This is a genomic window from Siminovitchia acidinfaciens (assembly GCF_003605385.1).
GTDB lineage: Bacteria > Bacillota > Bacilli > Bacillales > Bacillaceae_C > Siminovitchia > Siminovitchia acidinfaciens.
On the sequence record NZ_QYTV02000006.1, the window covers coordinates 1 to 14,487 of the forward strand.

General features: G+C 41.9%; 18 protein-coding genes. 16 read left to right on the top strand and 2 right to left on the bottom strand.

The window, feature by feature from the left end:
- Positions 1-229: 229 nt before the first annotated feature.
- Positions 230-1,150: a 5'-3' exonuclease gene (locus D4T97_RS13675; protein ID WP_126051322.1), complete on the top strand. Its 921-nt coding sequence runs from the start codon at positions 230-232 to the stop codon at positions 1,148-1,150.
- 12 nt (positions 1,151-1,162) lie between these two features.
- Here D4T97_RS13675 and D4T97_RS13680 read toward each other — a convergent pair whose 3' ends face one another.
- Positions 1,163-1,570, bottom strand: coding sequence for a reverse transcriptase-like protein (locus D4T97_RS13680; protein WP_126051323.1), 408 nt, complete (start codon positions 1,568-1,570; stop codon positions 1,163-1,165).
- Between the two features lie 127 nt (positions 1,571-1,697).
- Between D4T97_RS13680 and D4T97_RS13685 the strand changes: the two genes are divergently transcribed.
- Together D4T97_RS13685 and D4T97_RS13690 are read left to right on the top strand one after the other, a co-directional pair.
- Complete coding sequence (locus D4T97_RS13685) at positions 1,698-2,357, top strand: reverse transcriptase-like protein (protein WP_126051324.1); 660 nt, start codon at positions 1,698-1,700, stop codon at positions 2,355-2,357.
- A 54-nt stretch (positions 2,358-2,411) separates the two neighbouring features.
- Complete coding sequence (locus tag D4T97_RS13690) at positions 2,412-2,594, top strand: zinc-finger domain-containing protein (RefSeq protein ID WP_126051325.1); 183 nt, start codon at positions 2,412-2,414, stop codon at positions 2,592-2,594.
- A gap of 37 nt (positions 2,595-2,631) precedes the next feature.
- Here the strand turns inward: D4T97_RS13690 and cspD are convergent, their stop codons facing one another.
- Complete coding sequence (gene cspD, locus D4T97_RS13695) at positions 2,632-2,841, bottom strand: cold-shock protein CspD (RefSeq protein WP_120117437.1); 210 nt, start codon at positions 2,839-2,841, stop codon at positions 2,632-2,634.
- Positions 2,842-3,125: 284 nt separating this feature from the next.
- On the opposite strand from cspD, the gene mntR reads away from it, so the two are divergent.
- The 13 genes from mntR (at position 3,126) to D4T97_RS20980 (ending at position 14,447) form a co-directional block, all read left to right on the top strand.
- A complete protein-coding gene (gene mntR, locus D4T97_RS13700) occupies positions 3,126-3,560 on the top strand; it encodes a transcriptional regulator MntR (protein WP_126051326.1) in 435 nt (144 codons plus the stop codon).
- Between the two features lie 376 nt (positions 3,561-3,936).
- The gene (locus D4T97_RS13705) at positions 3,937-5,604 is read left to right on the top strand and encodes a formate--tetrahydrofolate ligase (RefSeq protein WP_126051511.1); all 1,668 of its coding nucleotides are present in this window, start codon (positions 3,937-3,939) and stop codon (positions 5,602-5,604) included.
- Positions 5,605-5,818: 214 nt separating this feature from the next.
- Positions 5,819-6,955, top strand: coding sequence for a conserved virulence factor C family protein (locus D4T97_RS13710; protein WP_126051327.1), 1,137 nt, complete (start codon positions 5,819-5,821; stop codon positions 6,953-6,955).
- A gap of 19 nt (positions 6,956-6,974) precedes the next feature.
- Positions 6,975-7,412 carry a BrxA/BrxB family bacilliredoxin gene (locus D4T97_RS13715; RefSeq protein ID WP_126051328.1) on the top strand — a complete coding sequence of 146 codons (438 nt, stop codon included), beginning with the start codon at positions 6,975-6,977 and terminating at the stop codon, positions 7,410-7,412.
- A gap of 342 nt (positions 7,413-7,754) precedes the next feature.
- Positions 7,755-8,444 carry an anthrax toxin lethal factor-related metalloendopeptidase gene (locus D4T97_RS13720; protein WP_126051329.1) on the top strand — a complete coding sequence of 230 codons (690 nt, stop codon included), beginning with the start codon at positions 7,755-7,757 and terminating at the stop codon, positions 8,442-8,444.
- Between the two features lie 16 nt (positions 8,445-8,460).
- Positions 8,461-9,255: a thymidylate synthase gene (locus D4T97_RS13725; RefSeq protein WP_126051330.1), complete on the top strand. Its 795-nt coding sequence runs from the start codon at positions 8,461-8,463 to the stop codon at positions 9,253-9,255.
- Entirely contained in the window at positions 9,252-9,737 is a 486-nt protein-coding gene (locus D4T97_RS13730; RefSeq protein WP_126051331.1) for a dihydrofolate reductase, read from the top strand. The genes D4T97_RS13725 and D4T97_RS13730 overlap by 4 nt, the downstream gene beginning before the upstream one ends.
- 667 nt (positions 9,738-10,404) lie before the next feature.
- Positions 10,405-11,253 carry a DegV family protein gene (locus tag D4T97_RS13735; protein WP_126051332.1) on the top strand — a complete coding sequence of 283 codons (849 nt, stop codon included), beginning with the start codon at positions 10,405-10,407 and terminating at the stop codon, positions 11,251-11,253.
- Between the two features lie 472 nt (positions 11,254-11,725).
- On the top strand, positions 11,726-12,538 hold the full coding sequence (locus tag D4T97_RS13740) for an SGNH/GDSL hydrolase family protein (RefSeq protein ID WP_235872254.1): 813 nt from the start codon (positions 11,726-11,728) through the stop codon (positions 12,536-12,538).
- A gap of 32 nt (positions 12,539-12,570) precedes the next feature.
- Entirely contained in the window at positions 12,571-13,155 is a 585-nt protein-coding gene (locus tag D4T97_RS13745; RefSeq protein ID WP_126051333.1) for a YpmS family protein, read from the top strand.
- A 27-nt stretch (positions 13,156-13,182) separates the two neighbouring features.
- Positions 13,183-13,734 carry a peptide-methionine (S)-S-oxide reductase MsrA gene (gene msrA / locus D4T97_RS13750; protein WP_126051334.1) on the top strand — a complete coding sequence of 184 codons (552 nt, stop codon included), beginning with the start codon at positions 13,183-13,185 and terminating at the stop codon, positions 13,732-13,734.
- Positions 13,721-14,146: a peptide-methionine (R)-S-oxide reductase MsrB gene (gene msrB / locus D4T97_RS13755; RefSeq protein ID WP_126051335.1), complete on the top strand. Its 426-nt coding sequence runs from the start codon at positions 13,721-13,723 to the stop codon at positions 14,144-14,146. The genes msrA and msrB overlap by 14 nt, the downstream gene beginning before the upstream one ends.
- Positions 14,147-14,252: 106 nt before the next feature.
- Positions 14,253-14,447: a YjcZ family sporulation protein gene (locus D4T97_RS20980; RefSeq protein WP_408021612.1), complete on the top strand. Its 195-nt coding sequence runs from the start codon at positions 14,253-14,255 to the stop codon at positions 14,445-14,447.
- Positions 14,448-14,487: the final 40 nt, after the last annotated feature.

The window sequence follows — 14,487 nt, forward strand, 5'->3', positions numbered from 1 at the left end:
TATTTGGCCATAAAAAAACCACACCTCCAATTGTTAGATGGTGTCTAACAATTAGGGTGCAGTTCAAGATGCCCTGTTTTTTTATGCAAAATATGAAAACTTAAAATCATACGAAATATTTTCTTTAAATCATGATTAGCCTTGTGCTTGTCGCCTAAGGCTAAGCGCCATGTTCTTTTCTTTGTTATAATAGTTTTATATTAAATTTGGTTGAAAGGTGTATCCATTGATGAATAATAATCGATTGTTACTAGTTGACGGAATGGCACTGCTTTTCCGTTCGTTTTTTGCGACGGCCATCAGAAAGCAATTTATGTTCAACAGCAAGGGGGTTCCAACAAACGCGGTCCAGGGTTTTTTACGTCACTTCCTAACCGCTATGGAGACCTCTGAACCTACGCATGTTGCCGTTTGCTGGGATATGGGAAGCAAAACTTTCAGAAATGATATTTTCCAAGATTACAAGTCCAATCGGGAAGCTCCTCCTGTAGAGCTGCTGCCCCAATTCGATTTGGCCAAAGAAGTGACTTCTGCTTTTGAGATACCGAATGTTGGCCTTCAAGGGTATGAAGCTGATGATTGCATCGGCACAATTTGCAAACAGGTAAAAGGGGAAATGGAAATTACCGTTTTGACGGGGGACCGCGACCTGCTCCAAATCCTGGATAATCGGGTGAATGTGTGGATCATGCAAAAAGGGATCGGGAATTACGCCAAGCATACAAAGAGTCTTTTTACGACCGACTACCAATTGGACCCTGAGCAGCTGGTCGATGTGAAGGCACTGATGGGAGATGCGAGCGACGGGTATCCCGGTGTAAAAGGCATCGGTGAGAAGACCGCCACTAGACTTATTCAGGAGTATGGCGATATTGAGACATTGTTGGAAAATTTATCAGTTTTGACACCAGGACAAAGAAATAAGATAGAGCAGGATAAAGAAATGATGTTTCTATCCCGGGAACTTGCAAAAATACATTGCGAGGTTCCTATTACAATGGACATAGAAAAGGCCGGATGGTCAGGGATTCCGCAAACCGCATTTGATTTCGTTCAAGAGCATGAGTTGAACAGTGTACGCCGACAGTTACACCTTTTTGATAAGGCAAAGGCGGATAACCCTTTTGAAGAATGGGAAATGTCCCGTTGATCGAACTCCCAATTAAGCTTCATTGGGCTTTGATTTGATTTTTTGGATGGCTTTTTTTGCAAGCTCATCCGCTTTTTTGTTTTCCTTTGAAGGAATCCACTTGATGAAAAACAGATCGAAAAATTTTGCAAGATAAAGCGCCGTATCTAAAAGCTGGGCATACTTTTTGTTGCGAGTGAATTCTTTTTCCATGGCATCGACTACAAGCGAAGAGTCAGATCTTACTGAAATGATTGAATAGGAATGACCCCGACAAATTTCTAATGCTTTAATCAAGGCCATGAATTCAGCTTCGTGGTTGCTTAAACAGTCGAGCGGAATTGAATAGCTTTCGCTAAAACCGTTCTTTTTTATGTAAATGCCGATTCCGCTCGGCCCTGGATTTCCGGCACTAGCGCCGTCTATGTATACTTCAATCACTTATTCGGCCTCTTTCGTTCGGTTATTTTCCCGCAACTGGGGAAATATCATAGTTAAAGAACTTACCATACATTATAGTATGAGATGATGGATGGAACCAACAAAACTACATTGAGGGATCAGTTGAATGAACATAAAGCTGAAATTTCAGTATAAGGGTATGAAAACAAAAGCGCTTCTGTTGGAATCGGAATGGTTTGAAGATAGGGAAATCAAACCGTTGGTAACCGATATGGTAAAGACAGGCAGGATCAAAGATATTTATGTAATGGATGAAATGGGCAGGGAATGGACCTTAAAGGAATTCAATAAGTTAATGGAGAAAATGGAAGAGGAGCCGAGGAATCCCATAGTCTATTTTGACGGCGGCTATGATCGTGAAACTGAAAATGCCGGGATTGGCATAGTCATTTATTATGAAAAAGGACAGGAAACGTATCGATTAAGAAATAATGCAAAATTACTCGAGCTGCAAAGCAGTAGCGAAGCTGAATATGCCGCATTATACAATGCTGTAAAATTGCTTCAGCAACTTGAGGTGCATCATATGCCTTGTGTGTTCAAAGGGGATGCACAGGGAGTTATTAAACAGCTTGAGGGAGAATGGCCCTGCTATGAAAAAGCTCTTAACCGCTGGCTTGACAGGATTGAAGATTTAATCAAGTCATTGGGGTTGAAGCCGACATTCAAGATTATATCCAGGAATGAAAATAAAGAAGCGCACAAACTTGCGAGCCAGGCACTTCAAGACAACATGATTGATAGCCACCTCAAAATTGAAAAATAGAAAAACGATGTATTTTGTTAAGATTGAGTGTAAAGGGAAGGTTGGTCGCAAAAGATGAACCGTTCGAAAGTGATGAAGGAAATTAATCATTTACTTAAAGAATATTGTGAGGACTGCTTTTTAAAGAAGCATTTTAGAAAAGAATATAGCAAGACCTATGCTCACCATTTTTGCATCAAACAGTGTACAGTTGGTGAGAGCCTTCAAAGAAAAGGGAATTTATTAATAAAACAATAAAAGGCTGACAAAAAAATTGCCAGCCTTTCAAACTTTTTTATATAGAAGCTACTTTATTTACGTTAGCTGCTTGAGGCCCACGGTTTCCTTCAACAATTTCGAAAGAAACTTCTTCGCCTTCTTCCAATGTTTTAAAGCCTTCTCCTTGGATTGCGGTAAAATGTACGAAAACGTCGTCTCCGCCCTCAACTTCGATGAAACCGTAACCTTTTTCATTGTTAAACCATTTTACTTTTCCGTTTTGCATGCACTTAATCCTCCTAAATCTTTCGGCACTGCTGCCTATGAAAAAATATTATCATAAAGCAAAACAACTGAAAAATCTGTAGATTCCCTATATTTTGCTTAAATGATAAATCAACTATACAACAGGAAAAATAAAGAGTCAAGAAAACGATGGCAAACTAACTCGATTAATTCGAAAATTATAATAACAGAAAACGCAGGGAGGACAGTCATCACTTGTTAAAACAGGCTTCTTATAGTACACTTTTATGTGCTTATCACTGGATAGAGGAGGGAAATTGACAGATGCCAACCCCAAGCATGGAGGATTATATTGAACAAATATATTTGCTAATCAGTAACAAAGGATATGCTAGAGTTTCAGATATCGCAGAAGCTCTTGAAGTCCATCCCTCCTCGGTTACGAAAATGGTTCAGAAACTAGATCGGGAAAGCTATCTTCATTATGAACGATACAGAGGCCTTATTCTTACATCAAAAGGAAAAAAAATAGGCAAACGGCTGGTCGAACGGCACGATCTTCTAGAAAGGTTTCTAAAAATTATCGGGGTAGAAGATGAAAATATATATGAAGATGTGGAAGGAATCGAACATCATTTGAGCTGGAATTCAATTGACCGAATCGGCGACCTGGTACAATACTTTGAAGAGTGTCCAGACAGGATGGCAGACCTGCAGCTTGTTCAGGAAAAAAATGAAGAGGAAACAGCCAATCAGTAATGCATATCACGTACAAACGCTTTGAACAATTTCGTTCGAAGCGTTTTTCTCTTTTATTGAGGACTTGGCTTAATATGTTTTTTGTTGATGTCTTGCAAGAAAGGCGAAGGTCTTGGCAGAAAAGGGGCTTTGCCCCTCTTTAAAATACCGGCGACGAGGAGACTCACCGACCGTTACCTTGAAAGCGTCCTTCTGGAGCGGAAATCAACTTTAATAATTAACTCAACCAAGAGTATTATTCATCTGAAAGCCGAAGGTGTTAGTGACAATTAAAATAAGGAACAGGATTCGTCATCGGGTAAGGAAAAGATGGTGTAATATGGTACAATTGGTTTAAAAAATATCAGGAGGAACCCATGTGAGCCAAAAAAAGCCAATGAGTGATATTGAAATTGCACAGACCTCTGAATTATGGCCTATCCAGCAAGTAGCAGAGAAGATCGGCCTGTTTGATGATGACATTGAATACTATGGGAAATACAAAGCAAAGATTTCTTATGAAAAGATTAAAGAACTTCAAACGAACAAAGATGGGAAGCTTATTCTTGTCACATCCATCAACCCAACCCCTGCTGGTGAAGGGAAATCCACAGTAACGGTAGGCCTGGGAGATGCTCTATCCAAGCTTGGAAAAAAGACCGTCATTGCCCTAAGGGAGCCTTCGCTTGGTCCGACGATGGGAATCAAGGGCGGGGCTACTGGTGGTGGCCGGTCACAAGTTCTACCAATGGAAGATATCAATTTGCATTTTACAGGTGATCTGCATGCGATAACTACAGCAAACAATGCGCTTGCAGCTTTGCTGGATAATCACATGCAACAGGGTAATAAATTGAAGATCGATCAGCGCAGAATTGCCTGGAAAAGAGCCGTCGATTTGAATGACCGTGCTTTGCGAGAAGTGGTCGTAGGCCTGGGAGGACCAGCTCAGGGTGTTCCGCGAGAGGATGGATTCGATATTACTGTCGCGTCCGAAATCATGGCGGTGCTGTGCCTGTCGACGGATTTGGATGATTTGAAACGCAGACTTTCCAGAATGGTCATTGCCTATAATACAGATAAGAAGCCTGTTACGGTTAAAGATCTCGGAGTTCAAGGTGCACTTTCATTATTGTTAAAGGATGCACTCAAACCAAATCTTGTCCAAACAATCGAACATACTCCGGCCATTATCCACGGCGGTCCGTTCGCTAATATTGCCCATGGGTGCAACAGCATCATGGCTACGAAAACGGCGGCAAAAATAGGTGATTACGTGGTGACAGAATCCGGCTTTGGAGCAGATCTGGGTGCCGAAAAATTTCTTCATATTAAATCCAGAAACGCCGGACTGCAGCCGGATGCAGTCGTTATTGTGGCAACAATCAGGGCCTTAAAGATGCATGGTGGAGTTCCGAAAGATGAATTGACCCATGAAAATATCATGGCTCTTGAAAAAGGCTTGGAAAACCTCAAGAAACATACCGAAACAATAGCAAAATTCGGATTGCCTTTTGTTGTGGCGATCAACAAGTTTTCTGCCGATACTGAGTCTGAAGTAACTCTGCTTGAGAAATGGTGTGACAGACATTCCATACCGGTTGCATTGACTGAAGTTTGGGAAAAAGGCGGGGAAGGCGGGATCCGCCTTGCCGAAAAAGTGTTGCATGAAATAGAAAAGGATAATAGTCAATTCAATTATTTATACGACATTTCAGAATCACTTGAAGGCAAAATCAGGACAATCGTTCAGGAAGTATATGGCGGAAAGGATGTAGAATTTTCTGTTGCGGCAATGAAGCAATTGAAAGAGTTTGAAGATTTTGGTTGGGGAAATCTGCCAATTTGTATGGCGAAAACACAATATTCACTTTCGGACGATCCCGCAAAGCTAGGCCGGCCTGAAGACTTCATCATCCATGTCCGCGAGCTCAAGCCTAAGCTGGGCGCCGGCTTTATAGTGGCGTTGACAGGCGAGATGATGACAATGCCGGGTCTTCCAAAGGAACCCGCAGCAAATCATATGGATGTGGATGAACAAGGACGGGCCATCGGACTGTTTTGAGACAGGAAAAAACGGTGTGAGGTTTGCTAGTGACTGGATTGGTATATTTTATATGGGGCAAACCATCTGTGTTTGCGCCCTTTTTTAATCGGTTTTAGCCAATAAACGCTTGGGCATTAGTTCAATGAATTTGATCATTAGGGGCCAGTAGGCGTCTATGATACAATAACGATACGGCTATTCAATCGATAATTTGCGGGAAAGGTGGATTGTCATGCATATAAAAACAATTGAACCGACACCGAGTCCAAATACGATGAAGGTGATTTTAAGCGAGGAACTTGAAGCGGGCGTGAGCAATAATTATAAGAAGGAAAATACCGACACAGCACCTCCTTATATAAAAGAGATTCTGGAAATAGATGGTGTTAAGGGAGTTTATCACGTCGCCGATTTTCTGGCTGTGGAAAGAAACGGAAAGTTCCATTGGGAAGAAATTTTACCAAAAGTAAGGGAAGTATTCGGCGAGGATCCGCAAGCTGCAAATGAAAGTGATAAACGGGTGGATGAGCATTACGGTGAAGTAGATGTACAGGTGCAAATGTTCAAAGGCATTCCGCTCCAGGTCAAGCTTTCCACCGGGACCGAGGAAAAGAGATTCGGACTCCCCGAACGCTTTATGGAAGCCATGACAGCGGCTCAGTCGGAAGGTGAAAACTATGTACTTCTAAGAAAATGGAAGGACATGGGTGTTAGATACGGCGATTTGGATACGATTGGCCAACAGGTAGCAGAGGAGCTGGGAGCAGCCTACCCGGAAGACAGATTAAATCAGCTTGTAGAAAATGCCAAAAATCCTGATCTTGTCCGAGCTGTTACATCTAGGAAGCTAATCAAGCTTACACCAGGAATGCTCGAAGAACCTGATTGGAGAAAAAGATATCAGCTCCTGGAACAGATGGAGACGCCGGGACTTGAAGATTTGCCTGTGCTGGAAAAAGCACTGCATGATGAAAAATCTTCAATTCGTAGACTGGCAGTTGTATATCTCGGAATGATCGAAGATAAAAAAGTTCTTCCTCTTTTATACGCGGGGCTTCACGATAAAACAGTCACTGTCAGAAGAACTGCAGGGGATTGTTTATCAGATCTCGGCTTTCCTGAAGCGATGGAACAGATGAGCCAGGCACTCAGAGACAAGAGTAGAATCGTGCGATGGCGGGCTGCAATGTTCTTATATGAAGTGGGTGATGAGCGGGTATTGCCTGCCCTTAAGGCCGCTGAAAATGATCCGGAATTTGAAGTGCGTTTGCAGATAAAAATGGCGATTGAACGAATTGAGGGTGGAGAAGAGGCGAAAGGCTCGGTTTGGAAACAAATGACCGAAGCAAGGAAACAAACAACGAATTAACGGAAATGGAGGAATCACCATGTCAATGGCCTATGAGGAATACATGAAACAAGTAATAAAACCGATGAGGGAACAACTTGTACGTGCAAACTTTAAGGAACTTTTAACTCCTGAAGAAGTAGAAGAGTATATGAGTCAGGTGACAGGAACAACGCTTGTTGTCGTCAACTCGGTCTGCGGTTGTGCTGCTGGTCTTGCAAGACCGGCGGCCATCAAGGCAATAGAGGAAAGCCCTCATAAGCCGGATCATCTCGTCACGGTGTTTGCCGGCCAAGAGAGGGAAGCAACGGCCAAAATGCGTGAATATTTTACCGGCTACGAACCATCATCACCTTCGATTGCATTAATGAAGGGAAATGAGGTCGTTCATTTTATTCCAAGAGAAGAGATAGAGGATAATGAGCTTGAAGACATCGTCGCTGGTTTAACAACCGCTTTTGAAAAAAATTGTATGTAAAAGGAGAGAGCTTTGGGCTGCTCTAATGCCCAAAGCTCTTAATCAGCAATATTCATATAAACGAAATAGCCAAGCATAACAATGAGTCCGATTGAAACTAGTACTGATGTCATCTGTTAACCCTCCTTAATCCAAACGAATACTCATATTATACCTCAACTCAAAATTTTTACCATTCTTAAGACATCTTTGTCGTTTGATGAACATTATCGTAAAATCCTTCCTGCCGTATCGATATGTAACGATGAAATTCTTCTGGGAATCTCTAAATCTCTCGCTAAGTATGATATAATTTTATGTATCCTAAAGCGAAAAATATTAGTAGAGAAGGGGCACCCCGGAATGAAGAAAATCATCATAGTCCTTCTTATTTTCCCTGTTGTTTTTTTAATTTCAGACTTGTCCAAGGCTACTGATATTGGGGTTTCCCTTGGAGACACCAAATTATATAATGAACTGAATTTACAGTCTGGTAATCTCTTGAAAGATTCTGTCATGTTGCCCGAAGAGGAATTTAACGAAACGGAAGCGGAAAAAATCATCAATAGATTAGATTTTTTGCCAAAATCGGTACTTTCGGCTATAAATGAACATGACGTAAAAATTATCCTTTTCGAGGGAATGTTGACGGATCAACCGTACGCAAAGCATTTGAAAGGAAAAGTGCCGAGGGGTTATCCCGATACCGCATCATGGGATGATTTGCCGGGAGCTGGAGGCTCCCAGTTTGTTTTTGTCAAAATTGGATCAAGTGAAAAAGGAGAAGGGCATGGCTCAGTAAATCTCGAATATCACGAGCTTGCACATTCCCTGCAGCATTTTTCCTTTAATGATGGAAAAGCAGATCAGAAGATTACCCAAGCATGGGAACAGGAAGCAAGCTCCCTTTTTCCGGGCATGGATTATTTTCTTGATTACAAAGAAGAATATTTTGCAGAGTGTTTTGCTTATTATTTCTATTCTGCAGATACCAGGGAGCAATTGAAAAGGAAGGCTCCGAAGATGTATACTTTTTTAAGCAGCTTAAAATAAAGCGAGGGTTTATTCTATGGAACAGTATTTGAAATTATGCAGCCATGTGCTTGAAAACGGTACGGTCAAGGATGATAGAACCGGTACCGGTACGATCAGCACTTTCGGATATCAAATGAGGTACGACTTGGAAAATGGATTTCCGCTTTTAACTACAAAGAAACTTCACGTACGGTCAATCATATATGAACTCCTCTGGTTTTTGGCCGGAGATACGAATGTGAAATACCTCCAGGACAATGGAGTCAGAATATGGAACGAATGGGCTGATGAACACGGCGATCTTGGTCCTGTTTACGGAAAACAATGGAGGTCTTGGGAGACGGCTGATGGGAATACGGTTGATCAAATTAAAGATGTTTTAGAGCAGCTTCGGACAAATCCCAATTCGCGCCGTATGATTGTCAATGCTTGGAACGTGGGTGAGTTGGACAAAATGGCACTGCCGCCATGCCATTGCCTGTTCCAGTTTTATGTGGCGGATGGAAAACTATCCTGCCAGCTTTATCAGCGTTCCGCAGATATTTTTCTCGGCGTGCCTTTCAATATTGCGTCGTATGCATTATTGACGATGATGATGGCACAGGTTGCAGGCCTTAAGCCGGGAGAATTCGTTCATACTTTGGGTGATGCCCACATTTATAAAAATCATGTAGACCAGGTGAAACTGCAGCTAACAAGGAAACCGGGTCCACTTCCAAAAATGCTCATAAATCCGGAAGTAAAAGATTTATTTGCTTTTACATTCGAAGACTTTACCTTGGAAGATTACGATGCCCAACCGCATATTAAAGGAGCAGTGAGTGTATGATCTCTTTTCTATGGGCCCAGGACGAAAATGGCCTGATTGGAAATAATAACGAACTACCATGGAGGCTGCCTGCCGACCTGAAATATTTTAAAGAAACAACAATGGGGCGTCCGATTGTCATGGGGAGAAAAACATATGAATCTATCGGAAGGCCATTGCCTGGGCGGACAAATATCATCTTGACCAGGGACACAGCCTATACGGCAGAAGGCTGTCTCGTTTTTCATTCGAAGGAAGATCTGCTCGATTGGATTGAGGAAAACGGTCCGGAGGTCTTTATTACAGGCGGATCCGAGATATTTAAGCTGTTTTTAAACCATGTGGACCGGTTATATGTAACAAAAATCAGAGCTTGCTTTGAAGGAGATACATATTTTCCTGAAATTGATTGGGAGAAATGGCGTTTAAAATCAGCGGAAAAAGGTCCGAAAGATGATAAAAACCCATATGATTATGAATTCCAGATATACGAACGGGATTGAACAAATGCGGAAGCGCCTGTTCATCGACGTACAGACTGGAGTGACTCCAACGAGATAAAGGAAACACGGCGACGAAGGAGCCGATGTTGACTTATCGTAGGCGGAGGCGCGAAGTCTGCTAGTCGATAGGCGCTGGAGCTGGACGTAGCATAATCCGATTAACAAGTTATCCACAAGACTGGAATTTTGTAGTTTCCTAAACGAAAAAAAGCGAACCGCTGTGTTCGCTTTTTCGTTGTTGAGGAAATGGTAGTTCTTCCTACTTTTGGACTTTAATTAAGATGTCCTTTGTCCAGCTCCTACGCATAGGAAGTGCTAGTGCCACCGAAGCCACAGGGACAAGGAAAGTTTCGGCAGCGTTACATCGCACGAAGGAAAAGCGTCAGCTTTTTCGAGGACGTGGCGTTTTGAGGTGGCCAGCTGCCTAGCCCGTCGAGGTCACAAGCATTCAAGGAAGAGTGTGCTCCTGCGCCATAGCATATTTGAAGAGGTCTTGGTTCAGCCCGTCGTAAAGCCGCATGAAGAATTTTCAAAGATGTTTCACATGATGTGGTGGACAGCTTGGCTAAAGAACTTCCTCCTCGGGTATCGTCTTGTGCTTGTCAGGGCTGATCAAGGCGCTTGCACTTTAGTTCAATGTCACCAGTAAAACAAAAAAGCTCTGAGGATGTGTTTCAAAGTGATAAAAATAGTTACCGATTCCAGCAGTGACTTTACAAAAGAAGAGTTAATTGAATTAAACATTCATGTTGTGCCATTAAGCATTTCCATAGGAGAGGAATCATTTTTGGATGGCGTCGATATTTCTTCGGAACAGTTCATAGAAAAAATGCAACAGTTCAAAAGTTTGCCTAAAAGTTCCCAGCCTGCAGCAGGGGAGTTCCTCAATTTGTATAATCAGCTGACAGAAGATGGAAGTGAAGTTTTGTCTATACATATGTCTGGAAAATTGAGCGGAACTGTCGAGTCAGCAAGAACTGCTGCCGGAATGGCAGATGGCAAAGTGACTGTAGTGGATTCTTTGTTTATTTCCAAAGCATTGGGATTCCAAGTTCGAGAAGCAGCCAAATTGGCGAAAGAAGGTTGTTCGACGGAAGAGATTACTAATGTTTTGAACCAAATAAGAAAAAACACCAATTTATTCGTCGTTGTGGATACACTCGAAAACCTTGTCAAAGGAGGGAGAATCGGAAAAGGGACTGCATTGATAGGGTCCTTTTTAAATATCAAACCGATTGCCATCCTAGAAGATGGGGAATATTCGCCTGTTGCCAAAGTTCGAAGCCAATCACAGGCAATTAAATATATTGTGAAACAGTTTATGAGCGATGTTAAAGGGAAAACAGTCAAGTACGCAAGTGTTGCTCATGCAAATGGCATTGATTTTGCCTTGAAATTAAAAGAACAGATAGAGGAAAAGGCTGGTTACCATTCCGTAGAAATACTTTGGACGAGCCCGGTTATCAGCACGCATACTGGACAGGGGGCAATCGGTTTTTCCTATTATGCCGAATAATTGATGGGGTAATTAAAGGGTTGCTTTTCTTTTGAAAGTAAAGTGTAACTCGTTATGGGAAATTTTATTAAAAAGAAGCTTTTCTGTGTCTAGCGATGCACAGGAGATGCTAGTGCAGGCAAGGGTCAGGACAAGGAAAGCTTCGTCAGCGTTACTTCGCACGAAGAAAAATCGATAGCTTTTTCGAGGACATCGCTAACTGACGCCATCCTTCAGCGCCTTGCCGTTCGAGGTCACAAGCTTGCAAGGAACTGATTCGAAAAGGTCATGTTCAGCTCGTCGCAAAGATGCACGAAGCATTTCTGAGAAGTTTTACATGGCGTGATTGAAATCAGCAGCTTCGCTTACGAGTTGACACCTCGGGAATCGTCTTGTTTTGCCCTCGCTGAGCAAGGAGCTTGCGCATTTCTTTGAACATGCGCTTCCACTTTTCCTATTATCTTTTTTATTATCTTTTGCATATGATGTTATAATGAAAGCACTTAAACAAAGTGAGTGGGCAAGCCTGATGAAAAAATATTTAATTGCATTGTTAAGCACGCTGTTACTCATGTCCGGCTGTGCTATTCAAAATAAGGATCTGAGTAATAAAAAAACCGCATTGAAAGCTAAACAGTACCCTCCGGCTGATTTTATACCTAATGATGTTAAAATTGTTTCTGTAGGGGACTCACTAACTCAGGGTGTTGGAGCAGACGATAAGCTTGGCGGCTATATTCCTTTTTTAAAAGAGGACCTGGAAAAGCTGAAAAGTATCAATAAAGTGGAATTTGAAAATCACGGAAAAAAAGGAAACAGGACAGATCAATTATTGAAACGCCTGAAGCAACAGTCAGTCATGGCAGACATAATGGAGGCCGATATGGTAATCATCACAATCGGCGGGAATGATGTAATGCAGGTTTTCAGAGAGAATCTTCTGGGACTGAAACTGAATAAGTTTATTGCAGCGGAAGATGCGTACCAGGAAAGGCTGGATGAAATCATTGCATTAATCAGGAGTTACAACAGCGACGCAGGAATTGTTCTTGTAGGTATTTACAATCCATTTATTAAATGGTTTTCAGACATAAAGGAAATGGATCAAGTTGTCGATAATTGGAACAATGTCAGTTATGAGACGGTTACGAAATATAATCATACGCTATTTGTACCTGTTGCTGATATCTTTGAAAATAATGAGGAGAGCTTGCTGTATACTGATTATTTCCATCCGAATACGAGAGGCTATGAGTTGATTGCAGAACGGATTTATGATTATCTAGTTGCAGAAGACTATTTGTAAATTTGTAAGTCTGCATTACGGGGGAAACAATAATGGCAAAAAGAAATTATTGGAAGATCGGTTTTTTGGTATTGGCCGCTCTAAATCTGGTATTTGTTTTCAGTATTGGGTTGCTCCTGTTTTTATCATCTGATCAAAACGGAATTCCTCAGAAAAAAACGGATACAAGCAAATATTCGGAGTTTACGATTAATACCAAAAAAGAGGACTTAAACAAACTCATCAATTACTATATTGAAAAAGAAGGCTTAAACGGGCCTATTCATTACAATGTATTTCTAACCGATGAAGTTGAACTTTATGGTGAGGTGTCGGTATTTTCACAAGCCCTTCAGTTGAAAATGACATTTGAGCCAAAAGCATTGGAAAATGGCGACCTGGTCCTTGAACAAAAAGATGTTTATCTTGGAGATATGAAACTGCCGGTTTCGTATATAATGAAGTTTATACGTGATGCCTACAAATTTCCATCCTGGGTAATCATCCAGCCAAATGACGAGCAGGTATATGTGGCGCTGCAGCAAATGAGACTGAATAACGGAATACAAGTCAGAGTACAGGAATTTGACCTTGCAAATGACAGAATCTCTATGAAAATGCTTGTTCCGTCAGAATAAAATATGTTATTCGAGGAGTTGAATCTGATGAAATCCGAAAAGCGGCAGGAACTGGCTACTTTTGCAGGAGGATGCTTTTGGTGTATGGTCAAGCCGTTTGACGAAATGCCTGGAATTAAGAAAGTCGTATCAGGATATACAGGCGGATCTACGGAAAACCCAACCTATGAACAAGTTTGTTCAGGATTAACGGGCCATACCGAGGCAGTGCAAATCACTTTTGATCCATCTATCATTTCTTATGGTGAACTTCTTGAAATTTATTGGATGCAAATTGATCCGACAGATGCAGGGGGACAGTTTTACGACCGGGGTGATTCATACCGTCCTGCTATTTTTTATCATAATGAAGAACAGCGCGTTCTTGCCGAAGAGTCGAAGCAAAAACTCGATGAGAGTAAGAAATTCGCAGATACGATTGCTGTTTCCATTGAGCCGGCCAAGCCTTTTTACGAAGCGGAAGAGTATCATCAACAATTTTATCAAAAAAATCCCGAACGCTATACTGCGTATCAACATGGCTCTGGAAGAGCATCATTCATAGAGCGACATTGGGGGGATCAACATGGAAAAAAATGAACTTAGAAAAAAATTGACACCGCTTCAATATGAAGTGACCCAAAATAATGGGACAGAACCTCCTTTCCACAATGAATACTGGGATAATACAGCCGAAGGGATATATGTTGATATCATTTCGGGGAAACCTTTATTCAGTTCTTTGGATCAGTATGATGCCGGTTGCGGCTGGCCAAGCTTCACTAAACCTATAGAAGACGAAGAGATATTGGAGAATGAGGATTTCAGCCATGGGATGGTTCGGACTGAAGTGAGGAGCAAGACAGCTAATTCTCATTTGGGGCATGTTTTTCCTGATGGGCCGGGTCCTGCGGGACTAAGATATTGTATAAATTCCGCTTCAATGCGCTTCATTCCCGTGGAAAATCTGGAAGAGGAGGGTTATCCCGAATATAAACGCTTGTTTGAATGAATCAAACGCCTGCTCAGCATACATCCCTCATTTCTTAAAAAATGGGCTAAAGCACATGCGGCCCACGAAACTCCTACATAGTATATGGATGAAGAGACTATAAGAAATGAGGAGTGATGACATGTATTATGGCGGATATGGCGGCTACGGCGGTTGTGGATGCGATGGGTTTGTATCCCCAGCATACGGATATGGTGGATGTGGAGTAGGAGGAGTTGGCGGTTTTGGCTTTGGAGGCGGCTTTGCGCTGATTGTTGTACTGTTCATCCTGTTGATCATCATTGGCGCATGCTGGTGTTAAAATTAAACCGAATAATAAAGCGAAATGAATTAAGCTCCCT

Coding starts and splice junctions, on each gene's coding strand:
- D4T97_RS13690 (WP_126051325.1), top strand. CDS start 2,412: ATGAACCGTTCGAAAGTGATGAAGGAAATTAATCATTTACTTAAAGAA.
- D4T97_RS13685 (WP_126051324.1), top strand. CDS start 1,698: ATGAACATAAAGCTGAAATTTCAGTATAAGGGTATGAAAACAAAAGCG.
- D4T97_RS13710 (WP_126051327.1), top strand. CDS start 5,819: ATGCATATAAAAACAATTGAACCGACACCGAGTCCAAATACGATGAAG.
- D4T97_RS13715 (WP_126051328.1), top strand. CDS start 6,975: ATGTCAATGGCCTATGAGGAATACATGAAACAAGTAATAAAACCGATG.
- D4T97_RS13720 (WP_126051329.1), top strand. CDS start 7,755: ATGAAGAAAATCATCATAGTCCTTCTTATTTTCCCTGTTGTTTTTTTA.
- D4T97_RS13735 (WP_126051332.1), top strand. CDS start 10,405: ATGTGTTTCAAAGTGATAAAAATAGTTACCGATTCCAGCAGTGACTTT.
- cspD (WP_120117437.1), bottom strand. CDS start 2,841: ATGCAAAACGGAAAAGTAAAATGGTTTAACAATGAAAAAGGTTACGGT.
- mntR (WP_126051326.1), top strand. CDS start 3,126: ATGCCAACCCCAAGCATGGAGGATTATATTGAACAAATATATTTGCTA.
- D4T97_RS13740 (WP_235872254.1), top strand. CDS start 11,726: ATGAAAGCACTTAAACAAAGTGAGTGGGCAAGCCTGATGAAAAAATAT.
- D4T97_RS13675 (WP_126051322.1), top strand. CDS start 230: ATGAATAATAATCGATTGTTACTAGTTGACGGAATGGCACTGCTTTTC.
- D4T97_RS13730 (WP_126051331.1), top strand. CDS start 9,252: ATGATCTCTTTTCTATGGGCCCAGGACGAAAATGGCCTGATTGGAAAT.
- D4T97_RS13725 (WP_126051330.1), top strand. CDS start 8,461: ATGGAACAGTATTTGAAATTATGCAGCCATGTGCTTGAAAACGGTACG.
- D4T97_RS20980 (WP_408021612.1), top strand. CDS start 14,253: ATGAGGAGTGATGACATGTATTATGGCGGATATGGCGGCTACGGCGGT.
- D4T97_RS13745 (WP_126051333.1), top strand. CDS start 12,571: ATGGCAAAAAGAAATTATTGGAAGATCGGTTTTTTGGTATTGGCCGCT.
- msrB (WP_126051335.1), top strand. CDS start 13,721: ATGGAAAAAAATGAACTTAGAAAAAAATTGACACCGCTTCAATATGAA.
- msrA (WP_126051334.1), top strand. CDS start 13,183: ATGAAATCCGAAAAGCGGCAGGAACTGGCTACTTTTGCAGGAGGATGC.
- D4T97_RS13705 (WP_126051511.1), top strand. CDS start 3,937: ATGAGTGATATTGAAATTGCACAGACCTCTGAATTATGGCCTATCCAG.